The sequence below is a fragment of the Undibacterium sp. GW821-FHT07F11 genome, assembly GCF_059418665.1.
This window is the reverse complement of the sequence record NZ_JBWKQH010000006.1, coordinates 179,711-195,957: the sequence shown is the minus strand read 5'-3', so window position 1 is coordinate 195,957 and position 16,247 is coordinate 179,711. Positions and strand designations below refer to the sequence as shown.

At 47.6% G+C, this 16,247-nt stretch carries 17 protein-coding genes; 1 reads left to right on the top strand and 16 read right to left on the bottom strand.

Annotation, left to right across the window (positions count from 1 at the left end; all coding sequences use genetic code 11):
* Positions 1–28 precede the first annotated feature (28 nt).
* The 13 genes from AC07OI_RS16555 to AC07OI_RS16495 all read right to left on the bottom strand — a co-directional run bounded on the left by AC07OI_RS16555 (position 29) and on the right by AC07OI_RS16495 (position 12,812).
* Positions 29–1,042 carry a hypothetical protein gene (locus tag AC07OI_RS16555; protein WP_495257969.1) on the bottom strand — a complete coding sequence of 338 codons (1,014 nt, stop codon included), beginning with the start codon at positions 1,040–1,042 and terminating at the stop codon, positions 29–31.
* 817 nt (positions 1,043–1,859) lie between these two features.
* Entirely contained in the window at positions 1,860–2,942 is a 1,083-nt protein-coding gene (locus AC07OI_RS16550) for a hypothetical protein (protein WP_492704765.1), read from the bottom strand.
* A 4-nt stretch (positions 2,943–2,946) separates the two neighbouring features.
* Positions 2,947–3,591, bottom strand: coding sequence for a YcbK family protein (locus tag AC07OI_RS16545; protein ID WP_495257968.1), 645 nt, complete (start codon positions 3,589–3,591; stop codon positions 2,947–2,949).
* 8 nt (positions 3,592–3,599) lie between these two features.
* Entirely contained in the window at positions 3,600–6,158 is a 2,559-nt protein-coding gene (locus tag AC07OI_RS16540; RefSeq protein ID WP_495257967.1) for a type IV secretory system conjugative DNA transfer family protein, read from the bottom strand.
* Positions 6,159–6,251: 93 nt separating this feature from the next.
* Positions 6,252–7,031 carry a hypothetical protein gene (locus AC07OI_RS16535; protein ID WP_492704762.1) on the bottom strand — a complete coding sequence of 260 codons (780 nt, stop codon included), beginning with the start codon at positions 7,029–7,031 and terminating at the stop codon, positions 6,252–6,254.
* A gap of 40 nt (positions 7,032–7,071) precedes the next feature.
* Positions 7,072–8,229 (bottom strand): type IVB secretion system coupling complex protein DotM/IcmP, encoded by a 1,158-nt coding sequence (gene icmP / locus AC07OI_RS16530; protein ID WP_492704761.1) that lies wholly within the window; start codon positions 8,227–8,229, stop codon positions 7,072–7,074.
* Entirely contained in the window at positions 8,207–8,734 is a 528-nt protein-coding gene (locus AC07OI_RS16525) for a lytic transglycosylase domain-containing protein (RefSeq protein WP_492704760.1), read from the bottom strand. The genes icmP and AC07OI_RS16525 overlap by 23 nt, the downstream gene beginning before the upstream one ends.
* A 10-nt stretch (positions 8,735–8,744) precedes the next feature.
* On the bottom strand, positions 8,745–9,287 hold the full coding sequence (locus tag AC07OI_RS16520) for a hypothetical protein (protein WP_492704759.1): 543 nt from the start codon (positions 9,285–9,287) through the stop codon (positions 8,745–8,747).
* Between the two features lie 23 nt (positions 9,288–9,310).
* Positions 9,311–9,874 (bottom strand): hypothetical protein, encoded by a 564-nt coding sequence (locus AC07OI_RS16515; protein WP_495257966.1) that lies wholly within the window; start codon positions 9,872–9,874, stop codon positions 9,311–9,313.
* On the bottom strand, positions 9,871–10,590 hold the full coding sequence (locus tag AC07OI_RS16510) for a hypothetical protein (protein ID WP_495257965.1): 720 nt from the start codon (positions 10,588–10,590) through the stop codon (positions 9,871–9,873). Before AC07OI_RS16510 ends, AC07OI_RS16515 begins: the two co-directional genes overlap by 4 nt.
* Before the next feature lie 5 nt (positions 10,591–10,595).
* Positions 10,596–11,213, bottom strand: a complete 618-nt coding sequence (locus tag AC07OI_RS16505) for a hypothetical protein (RefSeq protein ID WP_495257964.1) — start codon at positions 11,211–11,213, stop codon at positions 10,596–10,598.
* A gap of 11 nt (positions 11,214–11,224) precedes the next feature.
* Positions 11,225–11,686, bottom strand: coding sequence for a hypothetical protein (locus tag AC07OI_RS16500; protein ID WP_495257963.1), 462 nt, complete (start codon positions 11,684–11,686; stop codon positions 11,225–11,227).
* Positions 11,687–12,038: 352 nt separating this feature from the next.
* On the bottom strand, positions 12,039–12,812 hold the full coding sequence (locus AC07OI_RS16495; protein WP_495257962.1) for a hypothetical protein: 774 nt from the start codon (positions 12,810–12,812) through the stop codon (positions 12,039–12,041).
* Positions 12,813–13,558: 746 nt separating this feature from the next.
* Here AC07OI_RS16495 and AC07OI_RS16490 point away from each other — a divergent pair.
* On the top strand, positions 13,559–14,425 hold the full coding sequence (locus tag AC07OI_RS16490) for a hypothetical protein (RefSeq protein WP_495257961.1): 867 nt from the start codon (positions 13,559–13,561) through the stop codon (positions 14,423–14,425).
* Positions 14,426–14,441: 16 nt separating this feature from the next.
* Here AC07OI_RS16490 and AC07OI_RS16485 read toward each other — a convergent pair whose 3' ends face one another.
* From AC07OI_RS16485 to AC07OI_RS16475, 3 genes are all read right to left on the bottom strand, one after another.
* Positions 14,442–14,789 (bottom strand): hypothetical protein, encoded by a 348-nt coding sequence (locus AC07OI_RS16485; RefSeq protein WP_495257960.1) that lies wholly within the window; start codon positions 14,787–14,789, stop codon positions 14,442–14,444.
* Positions 14,790–14,960: 171 nt separating this feature from the next.
* A complete protein-coding gene (locus AC07OI_RS16480) occupies positions 14,961–15,182 on the bottom strand; it encodes a hypothetical protein (protein WP_492704751.1) in 222 nt (73 codons plus the stop codon).
* 62 nt (positions 15,183–15,244) lie between these two features.
* On the bottom strand, positions 15,245–16,084 hold the full coding sequence (locus tag AC07OI_RS16475; protein ID WP_495257959.1) for a FimL-related protein: 840 nt from the start codon (positions 16,082–16,084) through the stop codon (positions 15,245–15,247).
* Positions 16,085–16,247 lie beyond the last annotated feature (163 nt).

Below are 16,247 nucleotides of genomic sequence, written 5' to 3'. Positions count from 1 at the left end.
TTGCAGAAAACTGCAGATTTTTTGCGCATCAATTGTCTTTTTGTGCGCCCGCAGTAGAAAACAGTTTCATGCTGTTCAGTGGAAGCTGGGATAGAAAAGGCAGTTTGGAACCAGCTTCACGACCCCGCTTTGGGCGCTTTACAATCTGGTTGCCCTCCCCGGGAAACTGCAGGCCCATACCATCCAACATGTCCAGATTCAATTCCCATGACTTTTTAGATCGCTCTTTCCAGACATGCAAGGCATGCTGGTAATAGGTCAATGCCTGAGCCTTGCTCCAGCCATTGATCTTTGCCAGTTGTGCCATGGCGGTATCAAATTCATTATCACTTTTCGCTCTGCTCAGCTCTATATTTTTAACCGAATGGCAGCGCGGGCACAAGCTCATCAGAGCAGTGATTTTTTGCACTCCTCTGGCTTCGTCATATTCAAACACTTCATGACATTCGACCGGGTGCTGATGACCTTGTTCAAAGCCATTTTCAAGACAAATTTCGCAGCGATAACCAGCTCGTACAAAAACAGATTTTTTGAGCCTGTTGAAGTCGGCATGACCGAGATAACTGCGCACGCTGGAAAAGCGGCTGGAAAAGGGGACAGGCTCTATCGAAAGCACGGGACGACTCAATGGTACTTGCACCAGATTTTCAGCACTTGGCGCAGTGGTGACAATGGTGGGACGCAAGATCGCCATTTTTTTTAATTCTTGCTGCAAGGCTGGTAATTCACTGGCAAGCACACCGATTTCATTGGTATGTTTATTCACCACACGTACATAGGGAAATATGTTGGCCAACTGTGTCAGGCCAAAGTTCAGCTCATCCCTGAAAAGCATACCTCGCTCTTCATAAAAGCCTTCACGAACCAATACCCGGCGCTGGGCAAGCGACAAAGGTCCCAATAAACACAAGCGCTTACTTTGAGTATCAGGGTCATACGCAACCACCATACGCAAGGTGTGCATCGTCAGGTCCGCCCACTTGGTCAGTGGCTGAGTTGCGGTTTCTGAAGATTTCAAGTCCTCATTCATGATTTCGTTCACTGAATGCTCCAAACTAAAACGCTTTTATCAATCTTCCTGTTTCATGTCTTGCTGTGCACGTTTTTTTAACTGCATATCTGCGCTCCGCCCCGACACATCCGTCTTAAATCCATGCAAGATGTTCCTGCCCAGCTGACGCGCAGAACGCAAACACCAGATAATCATACGCATGAATAGCTTACGCGGCCTGACCGTTTCAGGATCAAGTTCAGATTGCTGATCAAAGCCATATACAACAAGACAAAGCAATACGACTACCAAAATCCAAAAGTAAAACATATCTACCTCACACCGTCTTTTTGACTGAGGTGCTCATTTTCATGCGCTCCTCATTGTTACAGGAAAAAATGTCCGCACGATGAAAAATGCTGACTCTCTTATCCCAATTTGGCTTAAAAAGACGGAAGTTGCCGTAGAATAATAATAACTAATACGGAATCTTGGCAAGCGTTTAAGTTACATATCTTAACCTAGAGGTCGTGAACAAACCTATACCGCAGCATCCAAAGTGGTTTCGCTTTTGTTTCTATTTGCAAGCGCCCTTGACAAAAATGAAAATAGTCAATTAACAACGCAATAGACTACTTTCTGATTGAATGACACCTTCATTTGATACTGGCATTTGTGGCAGACTATTCCCTATGAAGCTGTGGACATCAGACCCGCAGGAACTGCGAAATTCAGGCGGCACCAAATGCCTGGTTTCAGGCAACTTTGCTGGTCTGGTTTTTACCTGCTTTAAGACCAGATACATACCGAAGTATGCAAATACCTGCCTCAAATATCAGCAATAGTCAGAGTCAGGAAACATTTGGTTTCAATTTTTCCTGATCATGCGCTCAATCTGCTCCACCTCAGGTTGCTCTGGGACAATGAATGCATTACGTTCTCCGCCGCGCTGATAAATCAGCAGAGGAGTTCCTCTAAATTTAGTATCGCGTAAGAACAACAAGTTTTGTGACAAGGAGCGTGCCATCCTGTCATCCGGAGCAACAGACTTGATAGTTTTCTTGAACATCTTTTCAACGATATCGGTTTCACCACGGTTTAATAAAAAGTATGCCGCCATTTGCGCTGACGGGCTTTGCATATTATTACCGCTGAGTGAAATGACAGGAATCCAGCGCACACGCAAGAGTCCACGCTGTACATAAGGTCGCAGCATTTCCCAGGTTTTATGGCAATGTGGGCAGATAGGATCAAAAATCACATACACGATGTTATTGCCGCTGCCCTCTTCTACCCAGGCAGTAGATTTTTCTGCTGCGGCAAAAACCTTGTTTTTGAATTCAGTAGGAACGGTCTCCAGTTCACGGATGGAGGTAAGCATCTTGCTTTGCTCTGCAATGGTCTTGTCAACTTCACTTGCACTCACTGCTGGTGCTGCAGGGGCCGCCTGAGCAATGCCTGCCTGTTCAGCTAATTCAATTTTGGTGATAGAGCCACCGGCAGAATTAAAAACCTCGCCCGCTGCAAGGAATTTGCCATTAGCAGTGATGTAGAAAATCTTTTTGCTGCCATTGCGCTCAACCACCAGGCCCTTGAATCCTGAAGAAGAGCGGAATTCCTTGACGACATTGTTGCCTTTCCCCTGCATGATGCGATTCCAGTCCGGTGCAGACTTGGGGGCTACACTCTTTTGAGAGATAGGCAGGCCATCTTCACCGAATAATTCCCCAGAAAAAAGGTAGTCGCCATTTTCGGTCACATAGAAAGTTTTCTCGGCACCGCCTGCTTCTACCACCAGACCACGGAAACCTGATGGAGAAGAAAAGTCTTTAACGACTTTGTTGCCACGCGCCGTCATTATCTTCTTCCAGTCAGTCGCTGCCATCGCAGACAGAGAAAGCGATATCCCCATTGCCATGAGGATACTTTTTAATATGCGGTTCTTTTGCATTACATCATGCCTTCCATAAATTCGGCTTTCCCACTACATCAGTGTGAACAAACCCACGTTTTTTATATAAGCCAACGCCGCCAGCCTTAAGGCTGAGGGCAACGCCAGCAAGATCTTCCACACCTACACCATCCATCCAGCCATCTGCAGCCCCGGCATAGACATGACCGGAATCTGCTGCGGCACCTTCGGTCTGATCATTGGTGACCCAGGAACGATATCCAGAAGTCAGGTGGTAATAACCATGGATGCCCTGGTTGAACCAGAAATGACTTTGTACGGCAGTAATCAGGGCTGCCAGACGCATATCTACCTGAACAACTCTGGCACTTCTGACATCCCGTAAAAACCAGCATAGCCGCTTGTAGCCTTCTGCATCGATGCGGCCATCTTTATCCCAAAGTATAAAATCAGCACGCTCAGCTGCATGCCACTTTGAAGCTTCCCTTGTCAGGTAAATGCGACGCAGTATGCGTCCTTCACCAGATTTTTCTGGGTAGTAGTAATCAGGGCTGAACAGTTGTGCAGCGGCAGCCCCCGCTGTAGCAGGTAATATCAAGCCTGCCGCAACGGCAAAGGATTTCGCCAGAAAATCACGTCTGGGTGATTGCTCTGTGCAAGTTTCCAAATTAGTGGGCAGCTTGTTCATTTATACAATTACCTGGCAGCGTATTTCTTGCTGAATGCTTCCAGCAAGCTGCTTTTGCCGTTACGTTTTGCCGGTGTCGGCTGGCAGGCATATGAGGCATTGGCAACAATGGCATTGATCACATGAGCGGCATCATTTTGAGCCTTCAATGCGTCCACACCCAAACGCATATCCATCGCGACCAAAGCTGCATGGGTATGTTTCTGGTCTATCAGTATTTGCGTCTGCTTGCCCTTGCCATTTTTTTCTTCCATGGCATACAGCTCACTCAGGGTGGTTGCCGTTTGCCAGCCAATCTCATAAGCGTTTGTCGGTGCCAGTTGTTCATGCAAACCGGTCTGCACATCTGCTGCCCAAGGAGCGACCACTGCCTTGCTGGCATCATTCAGGCTGTCATTGCTACGACCAAAAATACTGACGACCGCACCATCAAATTCTTGTCCAGCATTTTTTTTCTGACCTGAACGTTTGCCAAACAGGGCTCGGGCAGTACGTTCTTTGACATCGTTCTCTGGAGCAGCCTGAGGCATTGTTGATGCTGATATCGGCTTGCTGTCGACTGGAGCTGCTACTGCCACTTTTTCAGCAGCCTGAGCAACACTTGCGCTCGTGGCACTGGTAGCAATGGCTTCTGCAACTACTGTTTTCTGCGCCGATTGGGCTTGTGCCTCAGCAGCATCTGCTTTCTTTTTCAACGCTTCCGGCGACAAATCCCAATCTGCCATTTCACCATAAGCAGGTGGTTTGACTTTGATGAAATGATTCAATCTGTATTTGCTCAACAGATTACGTTCGTCCACCATACCGCAAGAAAACATTCTGGCGCGGATAATTCTGGACTTGAACAGGATATGTGCCTCACCCGGCGTTTGTTCTTTCAAATCCTGCAGGGAGCCACGTGAACGCTGTTCCATAGTGGCATTCATATTGTCCATATAGTTGGTGGACATACCATTAGTGCTGGCCTGCATACCGCCCATGACCATGACGTCGGCCATGCCTACTGATTTTTCAAAAATCTCATAGGTGCGCTCTGCATCTTCCAGCTTCATGAAAATCTTGATATTGCAGTTGGCGGCGATGGACGCAGCATCTTCCTTGGATGCTTTTTCAAAGCCCGGCATATCCTGGCTGGCGAATACCATGCTGAAACCAAGGCTGCGTGCCTGCGCAGGCATGACGGCAACGCCAGGCACGGCATAGGCACCATATTCATCCAGTATCGTCACGAAGGGGGATGGTGCGTTGGTAGGCCGGTTATCCAGCACTTCCATTTTGCTGCCTTCCATCTGTGCACCCAGAGTCGCTGCCATCATGTTTTTCAGGCTCATGATGACGACTTTACCCAAATTGGCCAGCTCATCCTGGGATTTCTCCAATGCTGGCAGCAAGACGACCAGGATGCGGCGGTTGACCACAACATCGTACAAATCAACTTCACCGAGATTGGTTTTGAAAATATGACCAAGCGTATCTGACAATGAACCGAGTACGCGGGTGAACTGCATTTGCAGATAACCATGCTGCTCCAGCGTAGTGGCTGACTGGTCAGCGCCTTTCTTTTCTACAAAGCCAGGCAGAGAACTCAGATATGCCTTGATAGCAGCCTGGGCACGGTCAGACAATTTGATGGGTGTGCCATCGATAGGATTTTTGCCATTCGATAAGGCGACGATGTATTTCAATTGCATGAAGTCACGTATGACTTCCACGTCCAGCAGAATACGGCCTGCATCGCGCAGGGACACCAGGGCAATCATCAAACCGGTCAGCAGGGAAATCGCACGGCCTTTCCACATATCGCCACTGCCGCCAGAATCTCCCATCAGGCCAACCAGCAACTGTGTCAAGGCATCTGATGCCCCGAAAGCAAAGGGGTTGATGGTATTGGATAATTTGGTGAGTTGCGGACCTTCAATATCGCGGGAACCTGTACCAAAATTGATGATGAGGAAATCATCTTCCCGGCCCATGGCACGGCTCATGGAAAAAATGGTGGCAAACAGACTGGCGTCACCCTTGCCATCAACAAAGATAAAACCCGAGCCCTGCATCAGGGCGTTATATGCCATGGACACCAGCGCCACGGTTTTACCACTACCAGTAGAACCAAAAATCAGTATGTGGGTACGCAGATCATCATTATTGAACCAGAGTTCGGCATCATCTTTTTTACGGTTGCCAAAATGCGAGATGCCCTTGGCCCAGGTCGGTTTATCGTTTGCGGGATTGATTTCTTCCGGATCAATAATGCCTGAACGCCCTTTGCCATCATTTGCAGACGCATCATAAGCCGTCGACATGGGCATGCGAAAAGGCAGGCTATAGTGTTTAAAGCTGGAGCGTATGTACAGGAACAGCAAAATGCCGAACACGACTATGTATTCATGCCAGGTAGGCGAAATCATGGCCGCCGCACCAATCACAAACATCAGTATGCTGGCGGCTTCCGGCTTGAAAAGAATATCTTCTTTTATTCTTTGTAACTGCGGACGCGTATCACGACGCCGATGATGGGCCTTGACTTCATTTTCCGGCTCAAGACCTGACTGTTGTGGTTGGGCCATACTTCCCTCAATACTCGATTATGTCGAAAACATCACGGGCTGTATCCAGATCAACGGCCCGCTTTATCCATGCGCTATTCGCTATAGCGACGATCAGAAACCAAAATTCCCCTGGCTCTGCTCAGGCTTGGCAGCAGCCGGTGCCGGTGCTGGTTCCATCGCTGTGGTTGGGCCACCCAGCATGGAAGATGGATCAGGCTGCGCTTGCATTTGCGGTGCTGGTTGCGCCATGAGCTCGCTGCCGACGGTGCGGCTGCGGTTGATGTTTTCCATTTGTCTCGCGACTTCAGGATTGCGCATTTCCATGCTGGTAGTGATTTCCTCCAGGGATTTTTGTGGGGGACGTTTCATCATGGGAATGGACAGCAGCAGATAGACAACGATCAGGAAGCCTGCGATTTTCCATGCCCTGGTTTTTCGGGCATTGAGTTTTGCCAGTTTGCGCAAAGCAATGCCGGCGCTTTGCATATTGGTGAAAGATGCCAGCACCATGCCATTCTCCAGCGTATTCCCCTGCCTGACGATGAGGTGATAAGCATCATTCTTGAGATCATTGACAAGACCGGTAGCAAGTCTGGGCAAGATACGGTCGGGCTGAGCAACAGCCACAGGTGAAGATGCCGTTGCAGAGCTTGCATCCGCTTCATTGACAACAGCCGGGCTTGCCGGTGCCGACAGCGTAGAGCCGCTTTCTATAGAAAAGATGGAAAAGCCTTGTTCTATTGATGGAAAACGTATGACGTTGGCCACTTCAACTTCGCGGGCACCCTCCAGCAAAATCTTGCCAAGCACAGTCAATTCATGAGAATTAAAATTCTTGTTGACCTGTATGGCTTGATAGCTTTCAAAACGATTGATCAGATTTTGTAACATTCCATTTTCCTAAATAAAATCATGTTGAATTCAAAGGCCATCACACCTGGCTGCCGTAGGTATCAAGATATTCATCCAGATAAGACTCCAGGCCATCCAGTGCAGTCTTGACGTAAGGGCGCATCACTTTCGTACCAGACTGCAGTTCAGCCTGGTAATGAGCGAATATTCCTGCTGATTCCATCCAGCAGGTTCTGCGTCCGAGAGCATTGAACATATAGAACAGTGTGCGGTTCACTGGTTTAAGCCACAAAAATTCAGCTGAAGCCACCACACCGCTAGTACGCGCCTTGTCCAGCAAGGCCAGCATGGCTGTCGCCATATAGGCATGGCGTGCGAGGATTTTTACGATGGCATCCGTATTTTTATATTTCTCGAAACAGGCCAGGCCCAGCTCAGTATCAAATTTCGCCACAGCCAGTTTGACTGCCAGATCATTACTGGCCACACCAACAGCCGAGCTGGACGCTGACAATTGGTTCAAAATCTTCAATGCAGTTTTCTTGTCGCCACTGATCTTGGCCATGAAAGACCCCAGCAATGCCTTAAGGTAAGGAGGCAAATCATTGAACGACACAAATTTGGGGCCTAATTGCTTGATCAATGCGACTTCTGTGCTGGCACGATCCAGACGACGCTTATTGACGGGCAAGCCACTGACAGGCGATGTCTCCTGATAAATTTCCCAAAGCTGGTTTTTTTCTACCCACTCTTTTGGTGTGGTACTCCAGGCCCAGCGGCCGCTCTCAACCGGTACTTTCAAGAGATTGGCATCCAGCACGGGCGTAATGCAGGGCCACAATATTGCTTCTTTTTTCGCCAGACTGAACATGTCCCAGCGACGCTTGAATTTTTGAGAAGGATGCTTGAAAAAGATATAGACACCCATGGCGACACATAACAGCATCGCTGGTACCTTGGTGTACTTCCCTATCAACTCACCGTTGGCGGCAAATTCGTTATATTCCACATTGCCGTAAGACACACTACCCATCCAATCAACGGCTGCACGCACATCGGCATCAAACAAACCTATCAGTGGCCCTGTTACATAAGAACGGAACAGGAAGACTGCACCGACAATGAAGCCCTTGCCGATAAACCAGAGTATCAGCACACCTGCGACAAATAACAGCATGGCCCACAGGCCTTCGTTGGAAGTGTCGTTACCGGAATTACCTGTTTGTGGTGGCGGCATGCCCTGCTCCTGCGATTAAATATTCCCATTTACCTTTGCTGGCATCGTATAAAGCCAGCGACCGGAACCAATTCAGAAATTCTGCGTCTCGTTGAATTGCCTGATACTTTTTATAGACATTACCCACATAAGCAGAACGATAGGGTTCATTGGCCGAGTGATACAAACCTATGGCACACCACACATCAGACTTGCAGGTGAGATACCTGAGTTTGAAAATATTCGCTCCCACATAGGCATTCAGGCAGTTATCTTTCAGCACCCTGCTTAAAGGAATGCGATGTTCCGCCAGATACTGCTTCCAGCTTGCATCGTTGATCTGAAAACGGCCATAGTCTTGCGTACGGTTTGCATTGCTTGAAGTGCGTGCAGAGGAGCCCCGTTCCTGCGCATAAATTGCCAGCAGTGCCATTGACGGCACTTTGTAATATTCAGAAGCGCCTTTAATGCAAGAATAGAAGGCTGGTTCAGATATGGTATCCACTGGCGCAATGTAGGCATCCACAAACCTGTCCTCAATTATTATTGTGGTTCTTGTTCAGGTCGACGACCTTAGCGGACTCGTCTGCGCGCCTGCCGGTATCTGCCGCTGATTTTTCACTCAGCCCTGCACTGATTTCCCTGACACTATCGGAAAGGAAGGGAAACAGAATGCCCAGATATTCGGAAAATGAAAACAGCGCCCTGTGACGTAATTGGGTCAGGCGAAAATGCGCCACCAACCATCTGGTACCTATCATCAGCATGACAGCCAGTGAAGTGACGAGGTGCGTCAAGGGGTTTTCTGAATACGGTGCACCACAGGCGAATAAAAAAGCCACAGCCGTCAGCAGAGCATAAATGGTGGTCTCTTTTTTTCTGTAGGATATGAAGCCTGCTATATCGTCCTCAGTCCAGTTCAAGCGTACCTGAGCTTCATTAAAACTTTCTTCCCGCTCTGAACGTACGCTGGTAAACAGGCGCTTGAATGCACTCCGCGTAATACCGGCAGCTTTCTGGGCATCACCAGAAGGAACAAGTTTACGCCTGAGCGGTGATGCTTCTTTTTTTTCCGTCATTGGAACTCCACACGAAAGTGCGATTAAGTATTTTCAGGTTCTGGCTCAGGTATAGGGGCGAGTACCATCTGGAACAAATCCAGCAAACCGTTGGCATTAACTATCTTTTTTTCTTCCAGCTCTTCAAGCAATCGCCCATCGTCTATCTCAAAACGCCAGTCTTTCACTTTTCGATAGCTATATTGATGCATACGCTCTATTGCATCATGCACAAACAGCAAGACGACGGAGAGTGAAACTTGCAGACCGGCGTCTGAAATCTGGGCACGATAGCCAGTCCGGCTTTGAAAACTGGGATCGGGAATCCAGTCAATACCAAAACCTTGCGCCAGCGTGCCCTGTTCGGGCGGGATTGCATAATCCCCCTCAAAAAAGGTGTCCTTATAATGCCGCTCGGCCAGATACAGCATGGCAGGAAACAAGCCATCTTCGCCATAGACCCAATCATTTTCACTACTGCCATAAACAATACCGTCATGAACACGACCATCAGCATTGTTGGCGAAGAAAATGTATTGCGGTGCGAGCAGAGATTCCAGGGTCTGACTCAACAAAGGGAGAGTATCCATACTGGCTAGTGCATTCATTTGGCACGTATCTCCAGAATTTTCAGTTCGCAGACTTGATTCATAGCATCCAGCGCCAGTTTTTTGTCGACCTTGCCTATCAGGCCCAGTTGCACTGCACGGTTCTGTGGAGAGATGTAGTACTGGTCTTCCACCAGGGTGGCGAACAAGGTGCTGATGTACTGCATGGGTTTGGCTCCCGCTTCACGCACAAAGGGTAGACGCATGACCTGCTCACTCAACTGCCTGGCCTTTTCTTCATAAGGCGGAAAAGCTTCGCCACGTGATCCTGCTAATAACGCTCCCATTGCGACATCAGAAAAACCTGCGCAAATCTGGCTCGCCTGTGCCATGGAAAACACAGATGGAACACCGCTGGCTGCATCTTTTTGACCAAAAGGATTTTGTGTATTTGCAACTGGAGCAGTTGCAGGAGTTCTTGTTGGCGAATCCTGTTGACTACCGCCTGGCCTGGACATATCCAAAGTCACTGACCCACCATTGCCGGGTGCATTACCAGATAGACCAAAATCGCCTGACACCGGGACGGTCAATTCTTCATTCTTGCCAGACATGCCTGCATACGCCACAAAAACACAAGAAAGCAAAATCATCACCAAGGCTGCCAGGCCAGCAAATTGCAAAAAATTATGCTTGTTGGCACCCGCAGGTACATATATACGTGTGCCCAACAGCAGCAAACCAAGGATAAAGAAGGACGAAGCGGCGTAAACCATAGGTTTTATTTACCTGAACGAAAGTAATCAGCGAAGGCTGTTTTTCCTGCTGCTTTTTCCGCTGCCACGCGGTCTTGTTCATCGCGTTGCGCCTCCGCAGCTTCGGCCATCGCATCTCTTAGCTCTATCCTGATATAGCGCTCTTTTTCAAAAATCGTGACCTGCACACTTTTTGTACGCAGCCGCTTGGTGTCATGATATTGATGGAAATTATTTTTCCCTTCATCAGAAAAATAAGCCAGGTCTTCAATGGCAGAATACAAATTACCAACAAAACTGCCGTCAGATTGCACATAAGGGTCCCAACCCAGTGGGATACGCGATTCAAAGCGGAAAGCGTAGCGATGCGCCCAGGTATCCAGATGTTGCCCCAAAGTTTGACCACGCTCATAAAACCAGGTGTAATTCATAGTCACCGGATCTGTTTTGACGTGATCAGCAGACTGTGCCGGTTCCAGCTTCATATCCCGCATAAAGAGTGAAGGCTGCTTTGCTGGCACTTCGACAATGCCTTTGAAATTATTTTCCGGAATGACTTCACGATACTGCGCCGTCGTTTGTCGCGTGGCGCAGCCAGATACAGTAAGCGCAGCCATCACTACTACCATTGAAAAAACTCTCACCTGTCACTCCTCTAAACAGCGAATCCGACTTGATAATCCAGCGATACCGGCACACGCTCTATTAAATTTACCGTGTAGCCACCAGCCTGCTCCAGCTTCACCAAACCACAACCATCGCGAAACAGGAAGGACATGGCAAATGCCTGATGCCCATCCGAGCCATACAATCTGACTGCCTGGGCAATCATTTCATTCATGACATAGCGTGTATTCATGTGCAGAGATTTGATGTCGTAGTCCAGCACTACTGCTTCCGATACCGCAATATCTACCTGCAACTGCCCGGTAGGTCTCGATAAAAAAATCATGCAGTTGTGGAAGCAAAATGGTGCGATCACATCAACATCCAGCACCATCTGCACATCCAGCAGATATTGCACGCAGAGTTGCACTGCCTTTTGCAGGGCAATCCTTTCTGCAGACGGGATAGTCCCAATGATGTCATGCGCACACAAATCAGGTTCCTGGCTCACAGCAAACGCTCTTTGCAAGTAAATAAAAAAGCAGCCATTGGCTGCCCCTACTATTCAATATACATATATGTGATTGGTGAATGCGCCAGCTTTGATTTGCACAACCAGATCAAACTGGCGGCAAGCCGGACAAATGCAGACTCAAGATGTATCGATATTGCCCACCCAATAAGGCAGGCAATCATGCGGCTAACATCCCTATCCAGTTGATTGCCATCTATTCATTTCGCGATAGCAACTCTACGCAAAAGCAAGATAAAGAAATCATCAACTTTTATTTCGCATTTTGTGGCACAGGCAGCAGCACCACCCCCATATATGAGGCAAAGTTTAGGCGAATGAAAATCAAAAGTCAAACGATTTTCCGCAAGTACCTTTCGGACATGGAAAAGCCCTCGGCAAGCAGGGCTGTGACGGCGTGATCATGCTCTTCCAGACGATTGCATTTAATCGCCAGCTCAGCAAAATTTGCTGAAAATGCCGGGATGGACCCGCCGTACCGGGCATCAACTATCCAGCTGACGAACTTCTTTAAATGCCCATTGGCAATCTTTTTTTCTGACCACTCTTTAACACGTTCAAAATTATGCAAAACCAGAAGTTCAGGACGTGGCACTTTGACGACAAATTCACCTATGGGATCAGAGCATATTTTGTCTTCGTAAAATTCATATTCCTCATTGGTCTTGAGCATTTCATAAGGTGGATGCAGGGATTGCACCAGCATCAATTTAATGTCGCCCTCGCCCAATTCCAGCCCGTACGAATACTCACCTGCAACAAAGACCAAGGGCGGGCCAGATTCAGAGGTAATCGCTTCTAGCGTGAAGGCACTTGAGTAGCATAGTCCAGTCGCATTTTTGAAATGCAGGCTGGCCAGCCGGATCGCATGCCGCATCAAAATGGCCTTGCCATCTGCCATTTTGTCAGTCGGTATGTATACGCCGTGTGCCACACGTTGTATCAGCGCTTTTTGTGCCAGGTAGTAACTTTTATTTTTTGCGATATTAGTCCCGACTATCATCAGCTCAGGAAATACTTCATCCACGACCACTTCCTTGGCAGATGTTTTACGCCGCGCAGTCACTTTCGTGACTTTTTCAGGCACAGGTTTACTTGATTTCAATTACAGGTTTCCTCAACAAAAACGGTGATTACAAACTGAAACCCATTTCAATAAAATGAGTTGGTTGGTTAGTATATTCTGAATTAACTGTCATCCTGCAGCTCACTTACGCACTTAACAATGCAGATGCACACAGATGCAACACTGATGTTTTTTAAAAAATATGAAATCATGCAGCAGGCGCCTGTATTTTTGACTTTCACATGTAGATAAACACGAAATACCGCGTTCACTTTTGGCAATGTTATGACTTTTGAGTCAAATATCAGACGTCATTGTGTTACATTTTGTAAGACCGTCACCATCCTTATGCCAAGACAGCGCAGATATCCGACAATGCGTTTAATGAGAAAACTGTGCGTCAACTTCATTCGTATAACAGTGTTAACGAATCCAGTCACAAAGATATTTTGATTGCCAGTCACCCACTCTTTTTAAGTCGACTTGGAAATAATATGCTTACATTCCTGGGCTGTTGAATATCTGAGAAGTGCCCCAATTTGAGTATGGTATGTCCAAAGAAATGCGTTTGTATTTATATCGTTTGATATGACAAACGTCAGTTCAAAAAACTTAATGCACAGCATATAGTGCGCGAGGCTGGCAACATGAGTGAAAGAAGCAAGACCCACCAAGATACAGAACTACCTGCCGCAGGAAAGTGCGAGTTTGACTTTCCTACTTTAATTTCGTAATATCTCGCGTGCTAAAAATAAAAATTGCTTGTAGAGAGCAAGAGGACAAAGATGAGTGGCTCAACTATCGATCTTACGGAGGAAGATATTCTTGATGTACTTCGCCGTAATGGAGTTGATCCTGAATTTGTCTCTCCAGAACAACTAGACCGTATTTTCGAATATATTGAATCGGAAGAAGATCGTGTTCTTTCGGGGGTACTTTACTTTGAAGACCCCAAGCAAATTCAAATGTATGCGCGCGTCGAAATCGCCAACATTTTGCGCGAAAAGGGCATACTTGAAGTCAAGCCTGAACTTGCTGTCACTGTTACCGGCGCCTGCCTGATCAGCACAGATATTTTCGAGCGCTACAATAAAATCCGTGCAGAAGTTGAAAAGCTGGAGAAATTCGGCAATGTCGCCATCACGATTAATCCAGGCGTCGATGGTGAAAAATCGGCACATCAAATCAGTGTAGACATCCACGAAGTGGCACTGGAAAACGTCAATGCTGCTTCTTTGATCACAGATGCCTTATCAGAAATTTCCAAACGCGCCATGCTGGGCGGCAGCTTCCAAGTCAACTTCATCGAACAACGTGAAGACACAGCGACACATCAGCGCAATATCGATAGCGGCATCATGCCTGCCAAGCTGGAAGTGATTGACTTTGGTTACGGCAGCGATGGCGACGAAAAGTTCGCAGAGCGCACCTACAAGGATATGGAAGGCGATTTCTTCACGTTGCGCCGCGAAGCAGGTGGCTACTCTCAGTTCAGTGTAATTGGCCCGTATCAGAGCGCCAGCGACAAGGACCACGCGCCTGTCAACGCCCTTAGTGGCGACAACTGGACAAAAGTGGAGCCTGAATTGTTTGATCTGATCAATCAAAAGCTTGAACAAACTGCCACATCCAAAGCAGTTCCAAAAATGTAGTCTGTCCAGCTACTCATTACTTTGCTATAGCCCCCCTCACTGCAGCCTCCTTCTTGCGATCAGCGATCACTTGCAGCACCACCTTTGGGATCTCGGTACTGGAGCTGGTTGCATAAAATGGCCACGGACGTGACGCAGGGCATTTATATTCAATAATTTTTTTATCCGCAGACAGTCGCCAGGCAATCATGGTTTTTGCTGTCAGACCTTTGCAATCCCCGGTCGGATGCGGCACATCTGCAGCCAGTAACTCACCCTCATAACGAAAAGGATAGGTGAAACGTTCTATCGCTGCAGCAAAAAACCAAATCGTCGCCATTAATAGCCAAATCCGGACGTACAAAACAAGATCTGAAATTTTCATGAGGTTGGTTGGCTATGTTAGCAAAATCGGTATCGGATGCTATCCATGGGAAATATACACGAGACAGTGCAGGGCAAACAGATTATCTGCTTTCCCTATTCCAATGACAAGTATTACTGAGCAATGCCCTGACTGCACCAACGACACGACCTGCACAACAATAGGACGGGCCTATTTCATAGATAATGCTGCGTCTTTCGCCAGCGACTTGACTGGTGGCTCAGTAACTGAAGACATCAGCATTTTCGACGGACCAAATGGCACATCCATTTTCCCCCCCTTGTCGAGCGCACCTGAAGACTTGATGGATTCTGCAAGTTTCTCAACCCCATGCTCTATCACTTTTGAACCTACGTATTTTGCAGCCATACCGGCCAGAACTGGCAATGCCATACTTCCTCCTGATAAAAATGCTTGAATTAAGCACTACAAAAATTGATCATGACAAGATCATCTCATGCACGGATAGATTCGCGCCTCCCGAGCGCTGCCCCATATAGCAAACCCTCCAGATTGAAATGCGTCTGTGTTTCGCGTACCGCGGATAAATCTGCCGTTGATTTGGCAATTACATGTAAAAGACGGGATATGAAAACGGGCTCGGGAAGATGTCCCTGGTCTGCCTGCTTAAAAAACACTCCGTCTACCATAGAAAACAATTGCATCTCATCCTGGTTAAGAAAAGCGTCCCGGCTGGTAACCACTGCAAAAAATGCTGCCAGTACGCGACACAAGGAGTAGCTGCAGGCACGCTCATTCGATACCGCAATTGCCACAAACATTTGGACAAACCTCTCCAGGTCAACAACGTCCTTGTTACGCAAAAAAGTCAGTAAAGCAGCCTGATAAGCTTCGCGCGACAGCGCATTATCAGCATCCCGGACGCTTTTATTCAGGTCATCTTCAATGTCCCAAAACATATACGGGGCAAAGAAATTGCCACAAGCTGGAGGCAAACGGCCTGAAACATCAGAGAGCAGTAAAGCCTCTTCATAAAAAAATAGCGTTGGCCCCGCACCAAACCGGACAGCATCTCTTAAATAAGAGATCAAAACCGTCAGTGCACGCTTGAATGCCCGCACTTCCCGCGCCCCCAGTATGGCTTGCGAAAATGCGCGCTGAACTTCCTTAGCAAATACAGTTGGCGCCACAAATCCTGCAACCCGCAACATATCTGTCGCATAAGATAAACCTGAATATACCAATGGATCGGGCGTCCCGGCATTATTTGAAATAATCTTTCCCACATCACTGAGTGCTGCAATCGCACTTTCAGAGGCAAGGGAAGAAACCATATCAAGCTCATACCGCCACATTAATCCCCACCTTTTCAGTCATTTAGAAAACACTGCAGTCAAAACCAGGCGCTTCAAGTTCAGAAATATATGCTCATACGGAGGCGCATGTATCGAACTCAAGAAGCTTGTGCTTGCATTCGAGCTCATTTCGCAAATAAAA